Origin of the sequence: Thermodesulfovibrio thiophilus DSM 17215 (assembly GCF_000423865.1) — a bacterium.
Lineage (GTDB): Bacteria > Nitrospirota > Thermodesulfovibrionia > Thermodesulfovibrionales > Thermodesulfovibrionaceae > Thermodesulfovibrio > Thermodesulfovibrio thiophilus.
The window spans coordinates 187529-207567 of sequence record NZ_AUIU01000014.1; the positions used below are offsets into that span (position 1 = coordinate 187529).

At 36.8% G+C, this 20039-nt stretch carries 19 protein-coding genes, 1 other RNA gene and 1 pseudogene; 4 read left to right on the top strand and 17 right to left on the bottom strand.

Annotation, left to right across the window (positions count from 1 at the left end; translation table 11 throughout):
* Nucleotides 1–572: 572 nt before the first annotated feature.
* The 13 genes and pseudogenes from rnr to resB all read right to left on the bottom strand — a co-directional run bounded on the left by rnr (nucleotide 573) and on the right by resB (nucleotide 14317).
* On the bottom strand, nucleotides 573–2657 hold the full coding sequence (gene rnr, locus G581_RS0106540; RefSeq protein ID WP_028845140.1) for a ribonuclease R: 2085 nt from the start codon (nucleotides 2655–2657) through the stop codon (nucleotides 573–575).
* Nucleotides 2654–3403: a helix-turn-helix domain-containing protein gene (locus tag G581_RS0106545; RefSeq protein ID WP_028845141.1), complete on the bottom strand. Its 750-nt coding sequence runs from the start codon at nucleotides 3401–3403 to the stop codon at nucleotides 2654–2656. Before G581_RS0106545 ends, rnr begins: the two co-directional genes overlap by 4 nt.
* Nucleotides 3396–3989, bottom strand: coding sequence for a recombination mediator RecR (gene recR, locus G581_RS0106550; RefSeq protein WP_028845142.1), 594 nt, complete (start codon nucleotides 3987–3989; stop codon nucleotides 3396–3398). Before recR ends, G581_RS0106545 begins: the two co-directional genes overlap by 8 nt.
* The gene (locus tag G581_RS0106555; protein WP_028845143.1) at nucleotides 3986–4330 is read right to left on the bottom strand and encodes a YbaB/EbfC family nucleoid-associated protein; all 345 of its coding nucleotides are present in this window, start codon (nucleotides 4328–4330) and stop codon (nucleotides 3986–3988) included. Before G581_RS0106555 ends, recR begins: the two co-directional genes overlap by 4 nt.
* On the bottom strand, nucleotides 4323–5873 hold the full coding sequence (dnaX, locus tag G581_RS10855) for a DNA polymerase III subunit gamma/tau (protein WP_051178973.1): 1551 nt from the start codon (nucleotides 5871–5873) through the stop codon (nucleotides 4323–4325). Before dnaX ends, G581_RS0106555 begins: the two co-directional genes overlap by 8 nt.
* Nucleotides 5874–5889: 16 nt before the next feature.
* Nucleotides 5890–5988, bottom strand: an RNA gene (gene ffs, locus G581_RS11915) — signal recognition particle sRNA small type.
* 25 nt (nucleotides 5989–6013) lie between these two features.
* A pseudogene (topA, locus tag G581_RS12435) lies at nucleotides 6014–8269 on the bottom strand (type I DNA topoisomerase); the annotation flags it as partial.
* A complete protein-coding gene (locus G581_RS0106570; protein ID WP_028845144.1) occupies nucleotides 8260–8535 on the bottom strand; it encodes a hypothetical protein in 276 nt (91 codons plus the stop codon). The gene G581_RS0106570 and the pseudogene topA, both read right to left, overlap by 10 nt.
* Entirely contained in the window at nucleotides 8536–9636 is a 1101-nt protein-coding gene (dprA, locus tag G581_RS0106575) for a DNA-processing protein DprA (RefSeq protein ID WP_028845145.1), read from the bottom strand.
* Nucleotides 9626–10816, bottom strand: coding sequence for an argininosuccinate synthase (locus G581_RS0106580; RefSeq protein ID WP_028845146.1), 1191 nt, complete (start codon nucleotides 10814–10816; stop codon nucleotides 9626–9628). Before G581_RS0106580 ends, dprA begins: the two co-directional genes overlap by 11 nt.
* A gap of 28 nt (nucleotides 10817–10844) precedes the next feature.
* Complete coding sequence (tsaD, locus tag G581_RS0106585) at nucleotides 10845–11846, bottom strand: tRNA (adenosine(37)-N6)-threonylcarbamoyltransferase complex transferase subunit TsaD (RefSeq protein WP_028845147.1); 1002 nt, start codon at nucleotides 11844–11846, stop codon at nucleotides 10845–10847.
* 3 nt (nucleotides 11847–11849) lie between these two features.
* Nucleotides 11850–12908, bottom strand: a complete 1059-nt coding sequence (ccsB, locus tag G581_RS0106590; RefSeq protein WP_028845148.1) for a c-type cytochrome biogenesis protein CcsB — start codon at nucleotides 12906–12908, stop codon at nucleotides 11850–11852.
* Nucleotides 12908–14317, bottom strand: coding sequence for a cytochrome c biogenesis protein ResB (resB, locus tag G581_RS0106595; RefSeq protein ID WP_028845149.1), 1410 nt, complete (start codon nucleotides 14315–14317; stop codon nucleotides 12908–12910). Before resB ends, ccsB begins: the two co-directional genes overlap by 1 nt.
* A 212-nt stretch (nucleotides 14318–14529) precedes the next feature.
* On the opposite strand from resB, the gene G581_RS0106605 reads away from it, so the two are divergent.
* From G581_RS0106605 to G581_RS0106620, 4 genes are all read left to right on the top strand, one after another.
* A complete protein-coding gene (locus G581_RS0106605; protein WP_028845150.1) occupies nucleotides 14530–14925 on the top strand; it encodes a glutaredoxin family protein in 396 nt (131 codons plus the stop codon).
* 128 nt (nucleotides 14926–15053) lie between these two features.
* Nucleotides 15054–17054 (top strand): multiheme c-type cytochrome, encoded by a 2001-nt coding sequence (locus G581_RS0106610; RefSeq protein ID WP_028845151.1) that lies wholly within the window; start codon nucleotides 15054–15056, stop codon nucleotides 17052–17054.
* Nucleotides 17054–17677, top strand: a complete 624-nt coding sequence (locus tag G581_RS0106615) for a cytochrome b/b6 domain-containing protein (protein ID WP_028845152.1) — start codon at nucleotides 17054–17056, stop codon at nucleotides 17675–17677. Before G581_RS0106610 ends, G581_RS0106615 begins: the two co-directional genes overlap by 1 nt.
* A 36-nt stretch (nucleotides 17678–17713) precedes the next feature.
* Nucleotides 17714–18091: a cytochrome c3 family protein gene (locus tag G581_RS0106620; RefSeq protein WP_028845153.1), complete on the top strand. Its 378-nt coding sequence runs from the start codon at nucleotides 17714–17716 to the stop codon at nucleotides 18089–18091.
* Nucleotides 18092–18162: 71 nt separating this feature from the next.
* Here G581_RS0106620 and G581_RS0106625 read toward each other — a convergent pair whose 3' ends face one another.
* Genes G581_RS0106625 through G581_RS11675 form a run of 4 tightly spaced genes read right to left on the bottom strand, consistent with a single transcriptional unit; the run spans nucleotide 18163 to nucleotide 20029 of the window.
* Nucleotides 18163–18528, bottom strand: a complete 366-nt coding sequence (locus G581_RS0106625; protein ID WP_169368404.1) for an SDR family oxidoreductase — start codon at nucleotides 18526–18528, stop codon at nucleotides 18163–18165.
* A complete protein-coding gene (locus tag G581_RS0106630) occupies nucleotides 18500–18712 on the bottom strand; it encodes an SDR family NAD(P)-dependent oxidoreductase (RefSeq protein ID WP_028845155.1) in 213 nt (70 codons plus the stop codon). Before G581_RS0106630 ends, G581_RS0106625 begins: the two co-directional genes overlap by 29 nt.
* 37 nt (nucleotides 18713–18749) lie before the next feature.
* Entirely contained in the window at nucleotides 18750–19325 is a 576-nt protein-coding gene (locus tag G581_RS0106635; RefSeq protein ID WP_038065311.1) for a DJ-1/PfpI family protein, read from the bottom strand.
* Nucleotides 19326–19369: 44 nt separating this feature from the next.
* Nucleotides 19370–20029 carry a class I SAM-dependent methyltransferase gene (locus G581_RS11675; protein ID WP_239639042.1) on the bottom strand — a complete coding sequence of 220 codons (660 nt, stop codon included), beginning with the start codon at nucleotides 20027–20029 and terminating at the stop codon, nucleotides 19370–19372.
* Nucleotides 20030–20039 lie beyond the last annotated feature (10 nt).

Genomic DNA, 20039 nt, shown 5'->3' on the forward strand with positions numbered 1-20039 from the left:
TGACAGATAAATATTCAGAATAACAGAAAAATATTCACGTGATAGATAAAAATGACATGTACTGTCATTCTGAGCGTTTATTCCGTCATTCTGAGCGTTTATTCTGTCATTCTGAGCCGAAGGCGAAGAATCTCCACCTTTGTTTAAAAAGGAGGAGACCCTTCACTTCGTTCAGGGTGACAGAATGTACTGTCATTCTGAGCCGAAGGCGAAGAATCCCCAGGAGGAGACCCTTCGGGACTCCGTCCCTCAGGGTGACAGATAAATATTCAGAGTAACAGAAAAAAACACTCAAGGTAACAAAAACACTCATAATACCAGAAAAAACATTCAGAATAACATTAAACATTCAGGATGACAGCAAACATTCAGAATAACAGCAAACATTCAGAATAACAGCAAACATTCAGAATAACAGTAAACATTCAGGATAACAGCAAACATTCAGGATGACAGCAAACATTCAGGATGATAGCAAATATTCAGGATAACAGCAAAACATTCAGGATGACAGATAAAAAATGTTCAAGGAAGCCAAAAAACACTAAGGCTGGACCGGGCAGGATAAGGCATTAAATGTCAAAAACTATCTCTCTTTCACTCAGGCTCACTCTTGAAACTCTCACATTAAGAGATGTGCCAATTGTAAATTTCTTCTTTCTTTTAACCCCTGTAAGGCAGTATCTATTTTCATCATACTGATAGAAATCATCACTCATGTGGGAAACAGGCAGAAATCCTTCAATATAGTATTCTTCAAGCCTCACCCTCAATCCCTCTGGAGTGACCATCGTAACCCTGCCCAAAAACTCCTCTCCAATCTTATCTTTCATGAACCATACTCTCATTATCTGAATTGCGTCTCTTTCAACGTCATCAGCTCTTCTTTCCATTCTGGAACTGTGTATGGCTATATCAGGCAGAATTTCTTTTAATTCCTCTGTCTTTTCATTTGATAGTTTTCCTTTTAGTAAATATTCTTTTAGAATTCTGTGCACAACAAGGTCTGGATATCTTCTTATTGGAGAGGTGAAGTGTGTGTAACATCTTGACGCCAGTCCAAAGTGCCCAACATTTTCAGGGCTGTAACGAGCCTGTTTGAGACTTCTTAAAATCAGATAGTTTACTATTTCCTCTTGCGGTGTTCCTTTAATCAACTCAATGAACTCGTAAAACCCGGATGGCTTCAGATCTCCTTTCAGCACTCCGAGATTTCTTATAATCTTTGTGAGATACTGGATTTTATTTGCCTCTGGCTCTTCATGAACTCTGTAAAGTGCTGGAATGTTTTTTGAAAACAGAAACTCTGCAACAGCTTCATTAGCTAAAATCATGAATTCTTCAATTATAAAATGCGCAAGATTTCTTTCAGCCTTGATGATTGCCTGAGGATCTCCTTTTATGTCCAGCAAAACTTCTGGCTCTGGAAGGTCAAAATCAAGACTGCCTCTTTTCCTTCTCTTATCCTTTAAAATCTCACACAGCTCAGCCATCCTTTCAAAATGAGAAACAAGAGCCCTGTATCTTTTAATCTCCTCTTTATCCTTATCTATCAAAATTTTTTTAACTGATGTATAGGTCATCCGTTCTGCTGTCTGGATTACGCTTGGATAAAATAAACTTTTTTTTATATGTCCTGAATTATCAAGATGCAGCTCAACTGTAAATGTGAGTCTTGGAGTTTTTGGAATGAGGCTACACAGATTTTCGCTCAGCTCTAGAGGAAGCATTGGTATAACTCTGTCTGGAAGATAGACACTTGTTGCCCGCTGCCTTGCTTCGATGTCTATCGGAGAGTTCCACGTTACATAGTGACTCACATCAGCTATGTGAACCCACAGAATAAAGCCATTTCTTGTTTTCTTGATTGAGACAGCATCATCAAAATCTTTTGCATTCTCGCCATCTATTGTTACTGTTGGAAGATCTCTCAGGTCAACTCTGTCTTTAAACTGTCTTCTGGAGATGCCTCTGTCAGCAACTTCTTTTGAAAGAGTTGATACATTTTGAGGAAATCTCTTTGGCAGTTCATATTCATAGACCAGAATTTCAGTATCTTCTTTTGGTGTTTTTGGCTTTTCAAAAACTTTAAGCAGTCTGGCAACCAGAGGTTTATTGAGTGCCTGATATGTTGTAATCTCTGCAAGGACAAGGTCTCCTGGCTTAACTTTCATATCCTGAGGAGCAAGAATTATCTGCTGGGTTATGTTTCTCTTTCTTGGCTGAATGTAAAAAATCGGTCCTGATTTTTCAACTGTTCCAACAATGCGTTTTACAGTTCTTTCAAGAATTCTGATTATTCTTCCTTCTCTTTTCCTTCTGTGTTCCAGTCTTGCAACAACTCTGTCTCCATGCATTGCTCCCATTGTGGCATTGGGCGGTATGAAAATGTCAGTGTCTTTCGGAGAATCAGGAATTACAAATCCAAACCCGTTTCTGTGAGCTTCAAAATATCCTGTTACCAGCTTTGCCTCATGAACAGAAAAATAAAGCCCTTTTCTATTTCTGATAAGTTTGCCCTGTGCAATGAGTTCATTGAGGATTCGCTTGAGTTTTTTTCTTTCAGATGCCCTGAGAGTAAATGCATCGGATATCTCTCTGAAACTTACAGGTTTTCCAGCTTTTTTGATAAATTCTGAGATGGTCTCAGGGTTCAATTTTTATCCTGTGGAAGATCAAGGTAGACTACCTGACCAGTTTCTCCAAGTCTGTCGAGTTCTTTATTGTTAAATAGAACTTTCACTCCGCCGGCATTTCCAATGTGAAGTTTAAATGACTTCTTAGCCTGTAGCTCCACTGCCTGTCCTGGATTTAATAGAAACTCTTTTTTTTCTTTATCATCGATTGTGATTCTCATCCAGACCTTATCTGTTGCTTCAATTTTAAGCAACTGTTGCTGGGAAACAGTTTCCTGCTTCTGCTCTGCTTTTTCTTCAAGTTTTGCGATTTCTGATTCTGTTGACAAAGGTGTCTGTGTTACAGGTGGAGGTGGTGGGATGGTATGGTCTTTTTTATCTAACTGAAGGAATAAAACCACGATAACAATTACAGCTAAAATAATGACTGCTGTTACTCCCCATGTGGGCATTTTCCAGGAAAAAGAAAAACTTTTTTTGTCTGATTTTTTCTTTTCAGGTTTTGATTCAATTCTTGAGATTTTCACTACATTTTGTTTCTTTGATTTAAGATATTCCTCATAATCTTTTAAAATGGCAGATGAATCAACTCCGAGAGTTTCAGCATACATTTTAATATATGCTTTTGTATAGACCTCTGTTGGCATCTCATCAAACTTACCCTCTTCTATTGCAATCAGACAGCTTTTTTTTATCTTTGTCTGCTCGGCAATTTCTTCTAAAGTTTTTCCGAGCTCTGTTCTTTTCTTTTTTAATTCTTCATACATTTACAGGCTTCCTTCCTTCAAGAGCTTTTGACAATGTTACTTCATCAGCAAACTCTATGTCAATACCTATTGGAAGCCCGTAGGCAATTCTTGAAACCTTTACATGATATTGTTTCAATAAATCTGCAATCCATTGAGCTGTAAGCTCTCCTCTGGTGTTTGGACTTGTTGCAATGACCACTTCTTTGACTGCTCCGGTTTTAACTCTTTCTTCAAGCTCCTTTATTTTCAATTTATCAGCAGTTAACCCATCAACAGGTGATATGGTGCCACCAAGCACATGATACACGCCTTTGTATCCTGTTTTTTCAAATAAAACTATATTGCCTGGTTCTTCAACAACACATATTGTTGAGTGGTCTCTTTGAGAGTTAGCGCATATATTGCATCTTTCATTTTCTGTGATATTGAAACACACAGGGCAATATCTCGCATTTTTTTTTAAATTAATGATTGCCTGAGCAATCTCAAGAGCATCATCTTCAGACATACTCATCACAAAAAAAGCAAGCCTCTGGGCAGTCTTTCTGCCAATTCCAGGAAGTTTGCAGAAGTTGTCAATGAGTTTTTCTAAAGGATTGCTCATAGTTTACCAAGAAGACTGCTTAAATCAGGCATTCCAGGAAGATTGAAAGGCATTGAAACTTTTGCCATTTCAGCCTGAGCAAGTTCATGAGCTCTTTTCAGTGCTTCATTGACAGCAGCTAAAACCAAATCTTCAAGCATCTCAATATCATCAGGATTTACAACTTCTCTGTCAATTTTGATTGACACTATTTGTCCTGCTCCATTTGCCTGAACAGTAACCATTCCACCGCCTGATGTTGCTTCAACAGTGATCTTTTTTACCTCTTCCTGTTTTTTCTGGATCTCCTCCTGAATTTTCTGAGCCTGTCTCATAATATCACCAAACATCTTTTTAGACATTATTACCGCCTCCTTTTTTAGGTATTATATTAAAAATTCTTCCTTCAAAAAGTTGTAATGCTTTTCTGACAAGAGGATGATCAATAGCCTCCTGCCTGACATTCTGTTTTTGTTTATTTTCTTTCTCATGTACTGTTATATTAACATCCAAGCCAGATTCTTTCAACAGATTTTTGATTTCTGAAAGATGCTCTTTTACAGATTCAGCATGAACTGATGCGCCTCCATTGTAAATCATCTGGATTTCGTCCTTTGCAAACTTAACCTCAGCATGCTTTATCTTTGTTGCAAGAATATGATTTTGCTCTTCGAGTCTTTCAAGGAATTCTCCCCAAATCCTGGAGATTGACATGCTCTTTTTAGTAACCTGAACCGGCTTTTCAGACTGAGCTGGCAGAGGCTTTTTTATTTGCGAAGTTTCAACAGGTTCTTTAACCTCTTTTATTGCTTCATCAATATTTCTGAAATGAGAAAGCAGGCTCAGTTTGAGAAGTGTTATCTCAAAGATGACTCTTGGAAAAAACGAATTTTTTATTGAGTTTTCAGAATTAATCAGCTCCTTAAGAAGAAGTATCAGATGCTCTTCTGATGTTTTACTGCTCAAATCCTCAATTATATGAGCTTCTGATTCAGTTAAACAAAGTCTGTAATTCTTCGTGATCTTAGCAATGAGAATATTTCTGAGAAAAAAAATCAAATCCCTTGTAAGCAGTTTAAAATCCGTTCCAGCGTCATTGAGTTTTTCTATGTTCAATATAATATCTGACCTCTTACCCTCTATAACATAATTCATTAAATCATAGAGAGTTTGTGTGTCAGTTCCACCAATCAACAGTCTTACATCTTCCTGAGTTATATTTTCAGTAAAGGATGTAATCTGATCAAGCAGTGTTAGAGCATCTCTCATACTTCCTTCAGCATTTAATGCTATATCATAAAGTGCTTCTTCTGTAGCATTTATGCTTTCTTCATGGCAGATGAACTGAAGCCTTTCTTTTATCAGATTAACAGAAATCCTTCTGAATTGAAGATGCTGACAGCGGCTTATCACAGTGAGAGGAATTTTTCTTGGCTCAGTTGTTGCCAGAACAAATACCACATGAGGAGGTGGTTCTTCAAGAGTTTTCAGAAACGCATTGAAGGCGGACTGACTGAGCATGTGAGCTTCATCTATGATGTAAACCTTGTAAAATCCCTCGGCAGATGCGTAACGAACATTTTCTCTTAAATCCCTTATGTTTTCAACTGAGGTATGTGATGCAGCATCTATTTCTATGACACTCATCGCCTTACCCTCTTTTATGGCAATGCAGGAAGGACAGTTATTACAGGGCTTATTATCAGGGTCAGTGCAGTTCAGAGCTTTTGCAAGAATTCTTGCTGTTGAAGTTTTACCAACTCCTTTTGGTCCTGAAAAAATATAGGCATGTGAAATTTTCCCTGTTTGTAAGGAACTCTGTAGAATTTTTACGACAACATTCTGTCCTATGAGGTCAGAAAAATTTTGAGGTCTGTATTTTCTCGCAAGTCCAAGATAAGCCATTTTTTATATCCTGATAAAGGGACCGACCTTCTGCAACACACAGAAATGGATGCTTACCGTTGCTTCCTTCCGGACCTGGCGGGGTTCGCATTTTTCTGTTGCGCAGGGTCGGTCCCAGCTGAGATTTCATTCAGTTTTATTTTAACCTTACAGGATTTATTATGGCAAATTAAAAATTCCTCTCCACTTCTATCCCTTCTCTTTAACATATAAGAAGCCTTGCATTCAGGACATTCATGCAGTACTGGTTCACTTGGAAGAATGAATTTACAATCAGGATATTTTGAACAGGCCCAGAAAATTCTGCCCTTTTTATTCTGCTTCTTTATAATGTCTCCTCCACACTGAGGACATTTTATCTGTGCGGTGATAGGCTGAGTATACTTACATTCAGGATATTTTGAACAGGCAATAAACTCCCCTCTTCTTCCATTTCTGATTACAAGCTGAGCTCCGCACTGAGGACATGCTTTGTCAATGGGCCTGGCTTCACTGCCATTGTTATCATTTGTTATGGACTTTGTATTCTTGCACTCAGGATAACCTGAACAGGCTAAAAATGGTCGTCCATTGCTCCATCTTATTACCATATCCTTACCGCATTTATCACATTTAACCAGGGTTATTATCTCTTTAGGCTTTGTTCTCTTTGCGATTTTCATTGCTTCTTCGAGGTTTTTTTCAAACTCTTTATAAAATTGCTCAACTATCCTGTTCCACTGAGCCTCATTCAATGAAATCTTATCAAGGTCTTCTTCCATTTTTGCAGTAAAACTATAGTCCATAAGTTCAGGAAATTTATCCTCAAGAAGGTCATTGACAACAAAACCAAGATATGTTGGATAAAGCCTCTGCTTGATTTTTTTTACATAGTCTCTTTCCTGAATTGTGCTTAGTATCGCAGCATAGGTTGATGGTCTGCCAATTCCCTTTTCTTCAAGTGCCCTGACAAGTGTTGCCTCTGTGTATCTTGGAGGAGGCTCTGTTGTGTGTTTTTCTGAGTTAACTTCGATAAGTTTCAATGGAGATTTTTCTTTAATCTGAGGCAGGAGATTTTCCTCTTCAGATTCTTCATCTTTGTATAGCACAAGGAAACCGGGAAACAGGATAACACTTCCGCTTACACGGAATTGAGCTATCTTATCAAAATCTTCAATGATATAGGTGGTCTGCTCAACTTCTGCTGGTGCCATCTGGCTTGCGAGAAATCTAACCCATATTAGTTTATATAAAGCATACTGGTCTTTGGTAAGATATTTTTTAACATATTCAGGAGATTTATCCGGATATGTAGGTCTTATGCATTCATGAGCATCCTGTATTGAGCCGGCTGATTTTTTCGATGTCCTGCCAGTGCCATTTCCAACAAATTCCTTTCCAAAGCTTTTTTCAATGAGTTTTCTTGCCCATGCAGTTGCTTCCTCTGCAATCCTTGTTGAGTCAGTTCTCATATAGGTGATGAGTCCCACTGTGTTGCCTTCTATATCTATTCCTTCATAGAGCTGCTGAGCGAGAGTCATTGTTTTCTTTGGAGAAAATCCAAGTATTGAGGATGCTTGAGCCTGAAGGGTTGCTGTACGAAAAGGTTCAGGTGGATTTTTCTTCTTCTTTTTCTTCTGAATACTGGAAAGTGTATAGCTTAATTTTTTAAGTTCCTGAACAATCTGCTGGGCGGTTTTTTCGTCAGTAATGAGGAATTTCGCCTTTTCAAAAGATGATTCGGATTTTCTTTCAATAAGCAATCTGTCTCTGTATTTATACAGATTTGCCTGAAGTACCTGATTTTGCTCGTCGGAAAACTTTCCGCTTATGGTCCAGTAGTTCTGAGGTTGAAATGTGAGTATCTCTTTTTCTCTCTCAACAACCAATCGTAAGGCAACAGATTGAACTCTGCCTGCGGAAAGTCCTTTTTTAACCTTTCTCCACAAAAACGGGCTCAGATTGTAACCAACAAGTCTGTCAAGAATCCTTCTTGCCTGCTGGGAGTATACTTTGTTTATATCTATCTTTGTAGGATTTTCGATTGCTGATTTTACAGCGTTTGGAGTTATTTCATGGAACACAGCTCTGAACACTCTGTCTTCTGGAGCTTTTATTTCTTCAGCAATATGGTAGGCTATAGCCTCACCCTCTCTGTCAGGGTCAGTTGCAATGAATATTTTTTTAGCCTTTTTTGCAGACTCTTTCAGCTCTTTAACAATTTTTTCTTTCCCGGGAATTATGATGTACTCGGGTTCAAAACCCTTTTGTATATCAACTCCAAGTTTATCCTCAGGAAGGTCTTTTATGTGTCCTACTGATGCTTTAACCTGAAAATCATCTCCAACAATTTTGTTAATTGTTTTTGCTTTTGATGGTGATTCAACAATTATTAGATTTTTACCTTTTAATTCCATACTATCTCTTTCCCTCTGCTAAAAACAAAACTGTATATGTCATCATCATAAATGTCTGTTTCCTTCATAAGTAAGTAAACAAGAAGAGCTCTGATCATGTCAATCTCCTCGCGATCAAGAAGGTCGCTGCCTTCAATAAAGTTAAGTTCTTCTTTGACCTCATTCAGGTCAATATCAAGAAGAGAAAAGTTATTCAGGGCTTCATCACTGTAATCATTATCAATAAGCTGTCTTGCAAGAACTCTTAAAAAATCAAGAAGCTTCATTTAAATCCTCCTTACGTATCTGCCTTCTATTTTGTTAATTAATCCGCTTATTTCAAGTTTGAGAAGAATCTCAAGAACTTTTGCTATATTTATGTTTGTTTTCAATACGATTTCATCTAAATTCAATGCTTCATCAAGTACATTAAATATAGCTCTTTCTTCTTCATCAAGATCAACTGTCTCGTAAATGAGGCTCTCATTTACTGACTTTTTTAATGATGGAATAAACTGTCCAATTTCTTCAAGTATGTCTTCTCTTTTAGTTACAACTTTTGCTCCTTTTTGAATTAAATTGTTTGTTCCTTCGGAATTTTTTGATGTAATATTTCCAGGTACAGCAAAAACCTCTCTACCTTGCTCTAACGCAAAAGATGCTGTTATGAGTGCTCCTGAGTTTATTGTTGCCTCTGTAACAACTGTTCCAACAGTCATCCCGCTAAGTATTCTGTTTCTTCTGGGGAAGTGCTCTTTTCTGGGTCCTTCGTCAGGATAAAACTCGCTCAATATAGCTCCATTTTTTATGATTCTTTCGGAAAGTGCTTTATTTTCAGATGGATATATGCAGGAAACTCCACTTCCAAGAACTGCCAGAGTTCTTCCTCCTGCAGAAAGTGCTGCATTATGAGCAACACAGTCAATTCCTCTTGCAAGCCCGCTGACTATGGTTAATCCACATGAGGCAAGTTCGTATGCAATGCGTTCTGTTACTCTTCTACCATATTCACTGAGTCTTCTTGAACCCACAACTGCCAGACCAAAATGGTCTTCAGGTTTGATCTCGCCTTTAAAGAATAAAACCACAGGTGGGTCATGAATCTCTTTTAACAGTTGAGGATATTCTCTGTCAAGATAAGAGTGGATTTTTATCTCCCTCTGTTTGCATAGATTGAGTAGTTTATCTATGCTTTCCCATCTGTTAAACTCTTTTATTCTTTTTGCCCTGTCAACTCCTATACCTTCCACAGAGGCAAGTTCCTTCATCTCTGCATTGAAAACCTCTCTGGCAGAGCTGAATTTCAATAAAAGCCTCTTTATTAAAACAGGACCGAGCTCTCTTATTTCATTCAAAGCAAGACAGAATCTTGTCTCTTCACTGAACATTAAATCTCTTTGCCATCCTCAATCTTAAAGCATTGATTTTTATAAATCCTTCTGCATCTTTCTGATTGTAAATACTGTCTTTTTCGAATGTTGCAAGTTCCTGATTGTAAAGCGAATAAACTGACTTCCTTCCTGCAACCATACAGTTACCTCTGTAAAGTTTCAGTCTGACAGTGCCTGTTACATTTTTCTGAGTTTCATCAATCAATTTCTGCAGAGCCTGTCTTTCAGGTGAAAACCAGTATCCATAGTAAACAAGCTCAGTGTATTTTGGAACAAGGCTGTCTCTTAAATGCATCAGCTCTCTATCCATTGTTATTGACTCAACTGCTTTATGCGCTATTTGTAGCACTGTTCCGCCAGGAGTTTCATATACACCTCTTGATTTGATTCCAACATAACGATTTTCAACAATATCGATCTTTCCGATACCATTTTCACCTGCGATTTTGTTCAGTCTTTTAAGGAGCTCAGAAGGAGAGAGCTTTTCACCGTTTAGAGCCACTGGATCACCATTTTCGTAATCTATCTCAATATAGGTGATTTTATCAGGAGCTTTCTGTAGTGGTTGAACCATTGTGTACATATCATCCGGTGGTTCATTCCATGGGTCTTCCAGAATACCTCCTTCATAGCTTATGTGAAAGAGATTCCTATCAATGCTGTAGGGTTTTTCCTTTGTTGCCTGAACAGGAATATTATGTTTTTGAGCATACTCAATAAGACTGCTACGGGAGTCAAACTCCCACTGTCTCCAGGGCGCGATTACTTTTATATCAGGTTTCAATGCATAGTATGTAAGTTCAAACCTTACCTGGTCATTTCCCTTTCCTGTGGCACCATGAGCAACTGCTTCTGCATTTTCTTTTAATGCGATTTCAATCTGCTTTTTCGCTATGAGAGGTCTTGCAATTGATGTTCCAAGAAGATAACCTGTTTCATATATAGCATTTGCCCTCAACATCGGGAAGATGTAATCCCGTACAAACTCTTCCTTTAAATCTTCAATGTAAACATTTGATGCACCTGTTTTTAAAGCTTTCTGTGCAATTTCTTCAAACTGTTCTTCCTGACCAATATCAGCACAGAATGCAACTACCTCTGCATTATACTTTTCCTTTAACCAGCTGATTGCAACTGAAGTATCAAGCCCTCCTGAGTATGCAAGAATGATTTTCATTGTTCTATGACCTCCTCATTATTTTATATTACAGCGGCAAATAAGCCCTTGCATTAAGAAATAGATCGGAGCTTTCACCTCTTAAAAATCTATGATATCCGCTTACTGCGATCATAGCAGCATTGTCTGTACATAACTGTTTTGAAGGAAGATAAACTTCTATTCCTTCCTCCTTTAGCATCTGAGCCCGTCTTCTTAGCTCGCTATTTGCAGCAACTCCGCCTGTAATAACAACCCTGTTTAATCTCTCAGAAGACACAGCCCATTTTATTTTTTCTATAAGCACATCAACTACTGAAGCTTGAAAAGATGCTGCTATATCTTTTTTAACATCTTCGGCAACATTTTTTCCCTTTACATCAAGTTTCATCAATAAAACCTTGACAGCTGTTTTTAACCCACTGAAACTGAAATCAAAGCTACCATTAAGATACGGTCTTGGCAGATTATATTTATCAGGATTACCTTCTTTAGCAAGCGCATCTATTACAGGTCCTCCTGGATATCCAAGCCCGAGCATTTTTGACACCTTATCATAGGCTTCTCCAGCAGCATCATCACGGGTTCTTCCAAGCTCTTTATAGCTATTAAGATCATTTACACGGTAAAGACTTGTGTGTCCGCCAGAAACAATGAGAGTTAGAAATGGAAATTCAGGATACTCTTTTTCAAGAAAAATAGCATGAATATGCCCTTCAAGATGATTTATGCCAATAAGGGGTTTCTTTGATGCATAACTTAAAGATTTTGCAAAACAGAGCCCTACTAAAAGCGAACCAATAAGTCCAGGACCGTGACAGACACTGACCAGGTCAATATGTTTTAAGGCTACGTCTGCTTTGCTTAGAGCATTCTCAGTAACATCCATTATCCATTCAATATGTTTTCTTGATGCAATTTCAGGAACAATTCCGCCATATTTAGTATGAATTTTGATCTGTGAGGATACTATGTTGCTCAATATCTTTCTATCTTTAACCACAGCCGCGGATGTATCATCACAGGATGTATCAATTCCGAGTATTAACATAAACTACATACTTCCATAGGAATGCAGTCCGCTCAAAAAGAGGTTCACCCCAAGATATGTAAATATTGTTATAAGAAAACCGCTTACTGCTATCATTGAGGTCTTTACTCCTCTCCATCCTTTTATGAATTTAGCATGAAGGTAGAATGCATAAACAAACCATGTAATCAATGACCATGTTTCTTTAGGATCCCATCCCCAATATCTTCCCCATGCCTGATCAGCCCATATTGCTCCAAAAACAAGCCCACCAATTGTAAATATCGGAAATCCAAAAGCAATCCCTTTATAGGTGATATCTTCAAGAAAATCTGAGTTAATTTTCAATCCCTTCAGTGTTTTTGTTATAAAATCCCCGAATTTCCAGAATATAAAAACTAAAGCAATCAGGAATATCCAGCTCAAGACAGAAATAAACATTGATTGATTTCCAAGTGTTGAATGAAAAATTCTGACAGATCTGGGATTTGAAGCAGTAGCAATGTCTATTATCATTGATATAAATATGAAAACCATAATGCTCAATACTGATGTTGAGAAAATGTATTTTAAAGATTTTTTATTTTCAGAAACCATGATTACATGAAGAAGAGCTGTTATAAAACTCAAAGCAAAGGCTGCATAGGATATAAAACTCAGTGTAACATGTGCAAGCAGCCAGTTACTCTTTAACGCTGGAACAAGTGGCTGCACTTCCTTTGATATTCCGAGCAAATCTGTAAGTCCGATTATAATTCCTACAAGTATTGAAACAATTACGCCAAAGCTCCTGTTTTTGTATTTCCATTCAATAAAAAGATAACCAATTACAAGACATAGAACAAAAAACACAAGACTCTCATAGAGATTTGTAATTGGAATGCTTCGCATGAATGAATGATTTATTGCATACATCTCTTTAAATCTCTGGATAAATCCGTAAATGTGAATCAGACAACCAGCAGACAGAGTAGCTGTTGCAAGATATCCTAATTTATTGTTTTTTGTAAGTACATAAACAATATAAACCGGCATTGCCAGTACATAAAGAAGTCCTGCAATTGATATTATATGGTAACTCATTATGCCTCCTTTTGAATTTTTTGTATTATTTTATCGATTTCTTTCTCTCTCATTATGATTCCCTTGCCTGAAGGATGGTAGAAAGTGATTTTATTATCTCTGACCATCACAAAGTAACTGACAGGACGAAGGAAAAGAGTTATAAAAAGCCCAATACACATTAGAATTGAGCCAGCATAAATCAAAGGCACTCCAGGATCTCGTCTCAGTTGAAGCCCTGTGAACTGAGCTCCCCATAGCTCATCAAATTTGAGTTTCCCAAAAGGTGTCTGCCATGTCTCAGGTATTTTTGCAAGTATCCACTGTTCTGATTTTTTCCCGTTATACTCAAACTGAACAAGAACAGCTGGATTTATCATTTCTGAACTCATATTAAAAAATCTTCCCTGTTCATCCATTCCCAGAGCTGGAGAAAAATCTATTACCGAGGCTCTAACAGATGTTCCCGGAATCTGAAAACTTTTTTCAAAATTAGCACTGATTCTGTATTCCTTATTGCTTGTGTCAAAATATGTGAATCTGAATTCTGCATGCTCTGCAGGTTGAAATCCATAGGTTGCCTGATAGAATGTGATACCTTTATAGGCGAATGGTTCATTTACTTCAATAATAAATCTGTCTTTCCCTTCAATTGTGACGGGTTGACCATTTTCAATTATTTTAATGTAGCTTCTATAGGCTTTAGGCATTGCTGAGTTTTCATAAAATTCCACCTCAAATTTATCACACCTTACTTCAAAAGGAAGCGGAATAGCTTTCCCATCATCGGATATTGCAAGATTTGATGATGTTCCCTCAACTATGTTCATGGAACCTCTTAAACCCAAAAATGTCCCAATGAGTGCTCCTACAAGAATGATGAAAATGCTCAGATGAGTTAAGTACACTGCAAGTCTTGTTTTAATCCATTTTTTACACTGAATCTGCACACCATCAGAATATGCAAATGTGAATATTGAAAAACCTTTGTCTTTTAAAACAGCCATCAATTTCTGTGCTAAGTCCTTTGAATTAGCTGATAGATTGAGCTCTCTTTTTAAAGGCATTTTTTCTAAAACTTCCGGCAAAAGAGCCTGAGGACTGGTTTTAAAAGATTTTAACAGAATTGGAAGTCTGTCAATGGAACATACAGTTAAGTTTAATGCAAACATAAAAAGCAAAAATGTAAACCACCAGCTGTGGTATACGTTGTTAAGGTCAAAAAGATTTACTATTTCATACAGTTTCATTGAGCTATTCAGCGACATAAATCTGGAGAAAAATCTTATCGTAGCTTCAGGGTCAGATTGTTGCGGAATAACAGTTCCAATGGCAGCGCCAATTGAAATAATAATAAAAAGTGCCACAGCAAGATCAACAGAAGCAAAAAAATTCCAGATTTTTTCATTCAATTTTTTTAAATCAGCCATTATCCCTCCTAAGGGTTTTCTTTACAATTACAACAAAATCCATATACTGAAGAATAACAGAACTCCGATGAATCCTTGTCCTTAAAGGATGACAGTCTTCAGCGTCAAATCTCATCGTTAAAGAATATTTACCCAAATCCTCCCTCATCAAATTATAGTAGTATTAAACTGGCATAATTGATTAATTTATCATACCTGTGCTATATTTTTCTATGAAGAAGTTTGTAAATATTGCAGTTGTCATATTAGGTGTTTTTCTAATTATTACCTCTGCCTATAGTGGAAGCAAAAAAAAACCTATTATACTTTATCTTTTCTGGGCTGAGGGATGTCCTTACTGCGAAAATGAGAAACACTTTCTATTAACTCTGAAACAGAAATATTCCAATCTTGAGGTTAAAGATTATGAAGTTCTGTACAATCCTTCATCAAAACAGCTTCTCCAGACAATATCTAAAGCGTATAATATTAAACCCTCCGGTGTTCCTGTTACTTTTGTTGGAAACAGAGCTCTGGTTGGATTTACAGAAAAAATAGCATCCCAGATTGAAGAAACCATAGAGTATTGCAACAAAAACAGTTGCGAAGATCCCCTCTATAAAAAATAACTATTAATCAATTTAATCAATTCTTAAAAAAATTTTTATGACTATCTGTTTAATAAATCATTGATATTCTTTTAATGTTGTGGTATAATGTTGCAAACGTTTGAACAAAAATAAAAAAGGAGCGAGGGATGAGGGGAATAACGATTTTGAGTCTAGTTATTTTTTGTTTTCTGTTTTCGTATTTTCTTCCGATTAAAGATGCTGTTTCAGATGATACAAAAAGCTGTTTGCGATGTCACTCTGTAAAAACACTATCAAAACAATTAGAGAATAAAGAATCCCTTTCGCTTTATATTGATGGTTCAAAATTTGAAAAATCCGTGCATGGAGCAATGGATTGTTCATCCTGTCATACCGATATAAGTTTGAAAAATCATCCAAAACCTAAAAAAATAGCCAGTAAAAAAGCATATGCTAAAGAGGTTTCTCAGAATTGTTTACAATGTCATCCTCAGGATAGTTTGATGAAACCAGAAGTTCACGGAAAGATTGTTAAAAAGAATGAAATCTTTTGCTCAGAATGTCATGGTTCCCATTACATCACGTCAATGAAGGATTGGAAAAAGAAAGCAGGTTTCTCCACTTACTGTATGACCTGTCATCAACATGCAATAACGAAAACATTGCCAAGCAAAGAAAAATTATCCTTAAAAGTAAACGAATCAGAGATCAAAAAATCAGTACACGGCAAATTTGAGTGTATTGTGTGCCATAGTGATTTTTCAAAAATAAATCATCCAATATATAACTACAAAACAAAAGCTCAATATCGCACTGAAATGACTCAAATATGCACAAAGTGCCATAAGGACCAGGACTTACAGAAAAATCCAGCGCATTATGCATTAACAAAAACTGCTTCATGTATAGAATGCCACGGCTATCACGGAGTTAAACCAGCTAAAGTTGCTAAAAGTCTTCCGGAATCACAGTACTGTCTTAATTGTCACAGCAGAGCAATCTCAATGAAGATGAAAAATGGTGAAACTATGTCCGTACAGGTCAAGGAAGAAGACCTTCTTAACTCTACTCATAAAAAGCTTAAATGTACTGATTGCCATAAGGAGTTTTCAACAACTCAGCATCCTATGAGAACCTTTGATTCAATTGCGGATTATAGAGCCAAATCAAAGGAAGTTTGCAATAACTGTCATAAAGAGGAAGTTCTTAAATATGATAAGAGCATCCATGCAATGGCTTTTAAGAAAGGAAACGCTCAATCACCTGATTGTTTAAAATGTCATGGTTATCACAAAGTTTCATGGATAACACCTGATAAATCAGCAAGAAATGAACTTTGCGTAAAATGTCATACCAGAGAGGGTGATGCTTTTAGTTCAAGTGTTCATAATCTTGCTTTAAAACAGGGTAAAAAAGATGCTCCAGTATGCTCTTCATGTCATAACTCTCACGATGTAATGCCAACTAATATCGCAAATCTCAATGCTTCCTGTCTAAGGTGTCATAAAGATATCAAGACCAGTCATAATAAATGGCTCTGGAATCCTCCTGTAAGACTTACAACATTTGTTGATACTCATTTCAATTCAGCATCCTGTGCATCCTGCCATACTCAGACAAATAAAGCGGTTTATCTTACAGTTGTTGACAGGGCTAAGAAAAAAGTATTGACAGAAGATGAAATTGCTAAAATTTTTGGAGTAAATTCAAATGAAGTAAAGGGCAAGATTGATTTTAATGGAGATGGAAAAATTCAGGAGCAGGAACTCTGGCAGTTTATGAGTAGTTTAAAAGCAAAGACCCATGCAAATCTTGCTGGCAGAATTGATGTTTTAGACCCAAATGATGCCCATAAAATTGAACCAAAATCAAAAACAGTCAAAGATTGTGCTGTATGCCACAGCTCTGGAGCTCAGTTGAGCGGTAAGATTGAAATAAATAAAGAGGGAACAAAAGCTGTTAAATTTGATTTTGAACGGACAGCATTGAATTCAGTATATGCAATACCAGATATAAAAGACTTCTATGTACTTGGATTAACAAAGATTAAGATTCTTGATATTCTGTTCTTTATTGCAGTTCTTGGTGGAATAGCTGTACCTGTAGGTCATATAACACTCAGAATTCTAACTGCACCGATTAGAAGAAAAAGAAAGGAGGGAAAATAATGAAAAAGATTTATCTTCATCCATTACCTGTAAGAGTGTGGCACTGGATAAATGCGATAGGATTTATAATTCTCATCTTAACAGGAGTTCAGATAAGATTTGTTGACCAGGTAGGGTTAATGAGTTTTGAAACTGCAGTTCAGATTCACAGCTGGCTTGGATTTATTCTCCTTGCAAACTATTTTATCTGGTTTGTTTATTACATATTTACAGGAAAATTCTTCAAGATATATATTCCTCCGTTCTGGAAACCTGTTGAATTTATTAAAATTTGTATCAGGCAGGCAAAATACTATGCCTACGGAATCATGATTGGTGATGAAAATCCTCATCATCCTGTTCCAGAAAACAAATTCAATCCATTACAGCAGATTTCCTATCTGTTTATTATGGCAGTGCTAATTCCAGTCCAGATTATTACAGGGCTTATGCTCTGGGATCCGCAGCTTTTTGGCTCAGTGGTGAGTTTAATTGGAGGAATTCAGGTTGCCACATTGATTCATACTGCACTATGGATATTTTTCAGTGCTTTCATAATTGTTCATTTCTACCTCGCAACACTTGGAGTTACACCAATGACACATATTAAAGCCATGTTTACAGGTTACGAAGATGAGCATTAAACATATAATACAAGAAAAGAAAGGAGGTGAAGAAATTTGAAAGCCGCCCCGAAAGGATTGATTATTCTAATGACAGCTTGCTTTCTTTTTGCAATTTCTCTTGCCTATGCTCAGCAACCTCAGGATGTTTACGATTTAAAGCTCGAAGGAGCAAAATTTCCTCCTGTAAAGTTTAATCATGCAAAACATACTACAGATTACAAAGTGGACTGTAAAGTATGTCATCACAAAGAAGCAGATCCAAAAGTAAAAGTACAGAAATGTACAGATTGTCATGACCCTGCAGAAGTAAAAGATGGATCACCAAAAGCAATGGATGCATACCACAAAACATGTATAGACTGCCATAAGAAACAGGCAGAAGCTGGAAAAGCAGCTCCAACAAAATGTAACGAATGCCACAAGAAATCTTAATCTTTTATTTTTAAGAGGAGACAGTTAATGTCTCCTCTTTTTTATTGTCTGAATTTCAAAAAATCCAGAAGTTATCCAAACATACCACCATCAGCTACAAGCACTTGTCCTGTAACATAGTCAGAATCAGAACTTGCAAAAAAGAGGAAAGTACTGACAAGTATATCAGCCTTTGAAAGATTTTGAAGCCTTTTGCCTTCAGCAATTCCGAACTGATTTGCATAAAAGACTGAAAGGGCTTCAGTCATTCGAGTTTCAGCAACAGGGACAACAAAATCGATAAGTTCATGAGCAACATTTTTTGTGAATGCAACAATGCCACCCTTTGCTGAAGCATAATCAGTCACGCCAAAATACCCTCTGAATGCCGCTGGAGCAGCAAGATTGATAATTTTTCCACTCAATTTTTTAAACATCATTAAAATTTGCCGCATCATAAAGTCCACCTTCTCCTTGTACTTCAAGTCCACGAATTTCCTTAAGTACTTCATCCAGGCCCTGTTTATCCTCTTTAGCTGTTAAAAAGATATCAGCTCCCTGTCTTGCAAATCCAATGGCAACAGCACAACCGATACCTTTGCTAGCACCTGTTATCAAAGCTTTTTTCCCTTTAAGCCTCATAAAAACACCTCTTCCATAAAATTATAACCATATTTGATTATTTCAATAATTTAACTATCGCGTTACCAAACTTATCTGCTGCCTTAGGACCAGAGGCAGTAACAATTTTTCCATCCACCTCAACATCCTTTCCGGTATGGATTGCTCCTTTTGCTTTCAATGCCTCTATTTGAGAATGAAAAACCGTTGCTTTCTTTCCTTTAAGAATTCCAGCTTCAGCTAAAATCCGAGGCGCTATGCATATTGCTCCAACTACTCTACCCTCTTTGTATGCTTCCTGAGCAATCTTTAATGCGACAGGATTATGAAAATACTCTTCTGCTCCAGGACCACCAACAAATACAACTGCATCAAATGTTTTTACATTTACATCCTTTATAAGTATATCTGGTTTAACTGTCGCACCAAGTGTGCCTTTAGCAGTATTCAGAGAAGAGGATGCTACTATTACATTGAATCCTGCCTTTTCAAATATTTGTTTTGGTGTTAAAAACTCTTCATCCCTGAAATTCTGTGAGGCAATAATCATCAGCACTTTTTTACTTTCTGAGGCATATGTCGCAGAAATCAGGGTTAACAGTAAAAATAAACAGATAAAAACTTTTTTCATCATTTAAAAACCTCCTGAATGTTATTTTTTATTATAGATTAAAAAAGTTAGATTTCAAGTCGTTCCATAAAAACATAATTAGCTAAGTGCTCAATACCTTTTCCTTTTATAGTGATAATCTTAGCCTCAATAATATTGAAATAGGGTTTGAAAAGCACAATCAGCTCATCAATGGATGAAAAATACAAAACAGTACCAATTCCAGTTTTTCTATATCTTCCAGTGCCACCAAAACTTCTATCTCCTTCATTAAAACATACAGATAGATACTTTCCTCCTGGATTTAAAAGTTTATGTACATTTTTAGCGTATGTTTCCCTGTCACCAGGAAAGATGTGATGCAACAACTCCCAATCATAAGCGAAATCAAATGTTTCATCTATTTCATGAAGATCACCAAGAAGGTCTGTAACCAGGAATCTGCATTTAACTCCTTTTTTAAGAGCATTTTCCCGTGCATGCTTTATAGCAACTGGAGAGATATCAACTCCTGTAACATCAAAGCCTTTCCCGGCCAGGTATATAGCATAATTACCAGCTCCACAACCCAGATCAATTGCCTTGCATGGCTTAAGCTTCCCACTCTGCACTAACTCTACTAGAACTGCTGGAGGTGTTTCAACATTCCATGGAATTTTTTCCAATGGAATCATTTCATAGACTTTGTTCATTTCTCTAGAATATATACCTTCAGGAATTATTTCCATTCCACTCATC

Coding starts and splice junctions, on each gene's coding strand:
- G581_RS0106545 (WP_028845141.1), bottom strand. CDS start 3,403: ATGTATGAAGAATTAAAAAAGAAAAGAACAGAGCTCGGAAAAACTTTA.
- recR (WP_028845142.1), bottom strand. CDS start 3,989: ATGAGCAATCCTTTAGAAAAACTCATTGACAACTTCTGCAAACTTCCT.
- G581_RS0106555 (WP_028845143.1), bottom strand. CDS start 4,330: ATGTCTAAAAAGATGTTTGGTGATATTATGAGACAGGCTCAGAAAATT.
- dnaX (WP_051178973.1), bottom strand. CDS start 5,873: ATGGCTTATCTTGGACTTGCGAGAAAATACAGACCTCAAAATTTTTCT.
- G581_RS0106570 (WP_028845144.1), bottom strand. CDS start 8,535: ATGAAGCTTCTTGATTTTTTAAGAGTTCTTGCAAGACAGCTTATTGAT.
- dprA (WP_028845145.1), bottom strand. CDS start 9,636: ATGTTCAGTGAAGAGACAAGATTCTGTCTTGCTTTGAATGAAATAAGA.
- G581_RS0106580 (WP_028845146.1), bottom strand. CDS start 10,816: ATGAAAATCATTCTTGCATACTCAGGAGGGCTTGATACTTCAGTTGCA.
- tsaD (WP_028845147.1), bottom strand. CDS start 11,846: ATGTTAATACTCGGAATTGATACATCCTGTGATGATACATCCGCGGCT.
- ccsB (WP_028845148.1), bottom strand. CDS start 12,908: ATGAGTTACCATATAATATCAATTGCAGGACTTCTTTATGTACTGGCA.
- resB (WP_028845149.1), bottom strand. CDS start 14,317: ATGGCTGATTTAAAAAAATTGAATGAAAAAATCTGGAATTTTTTTGCT.
- G581_RS0106605 (WP_028845150.1), top strand. CDS start 14,530: ATGAAGAAGTTTGTAAATATTGCAGTTGTCATATTAGGTGTTTTTCTA.
- G581_RS0106610 (WP_028845151.1), top strand. CDS start 15,054: ATGAGGGGAATAACGATTTTGAGTCTAGTTATTTTTTGTTTTCTGTTT.
- G581_RS0106615 (WP_028845152.1), top strand. CDS start 17,054: ATGAAAAAGATTTATCTTCATCCATTACCTGTAAGAGTGTGGCACTGG.
- G581_RS0106625 (WP_169368404.1), bottom strand. CDS start 18,528: ATGATGCGGCAAATTTTAATGATGTTTAAAAAATTGAGTGGAAAAATT.
- G581_RS0106630 (WP_028845155.1), bottom strand. CDS start 18,712: ATGAGGCTTAAAGGGAAAAAAGCTTTGATAACAGGTGCTAGCAAAGGT.
- G581_RS0106635 (WP_038065311.1), bottom strand. CDS start 19,325: ATGATGAAAAAAGTTTTTATCTGTTTATTTTTACTGTTAACCCTGATT.
- G581_RS11675 (WP_239639042.1), bottom strand. CDS start 20,029: ATGGAAATAATTCCTGAAGGTATATATTCTAGAGAAATGAACAAAGTC.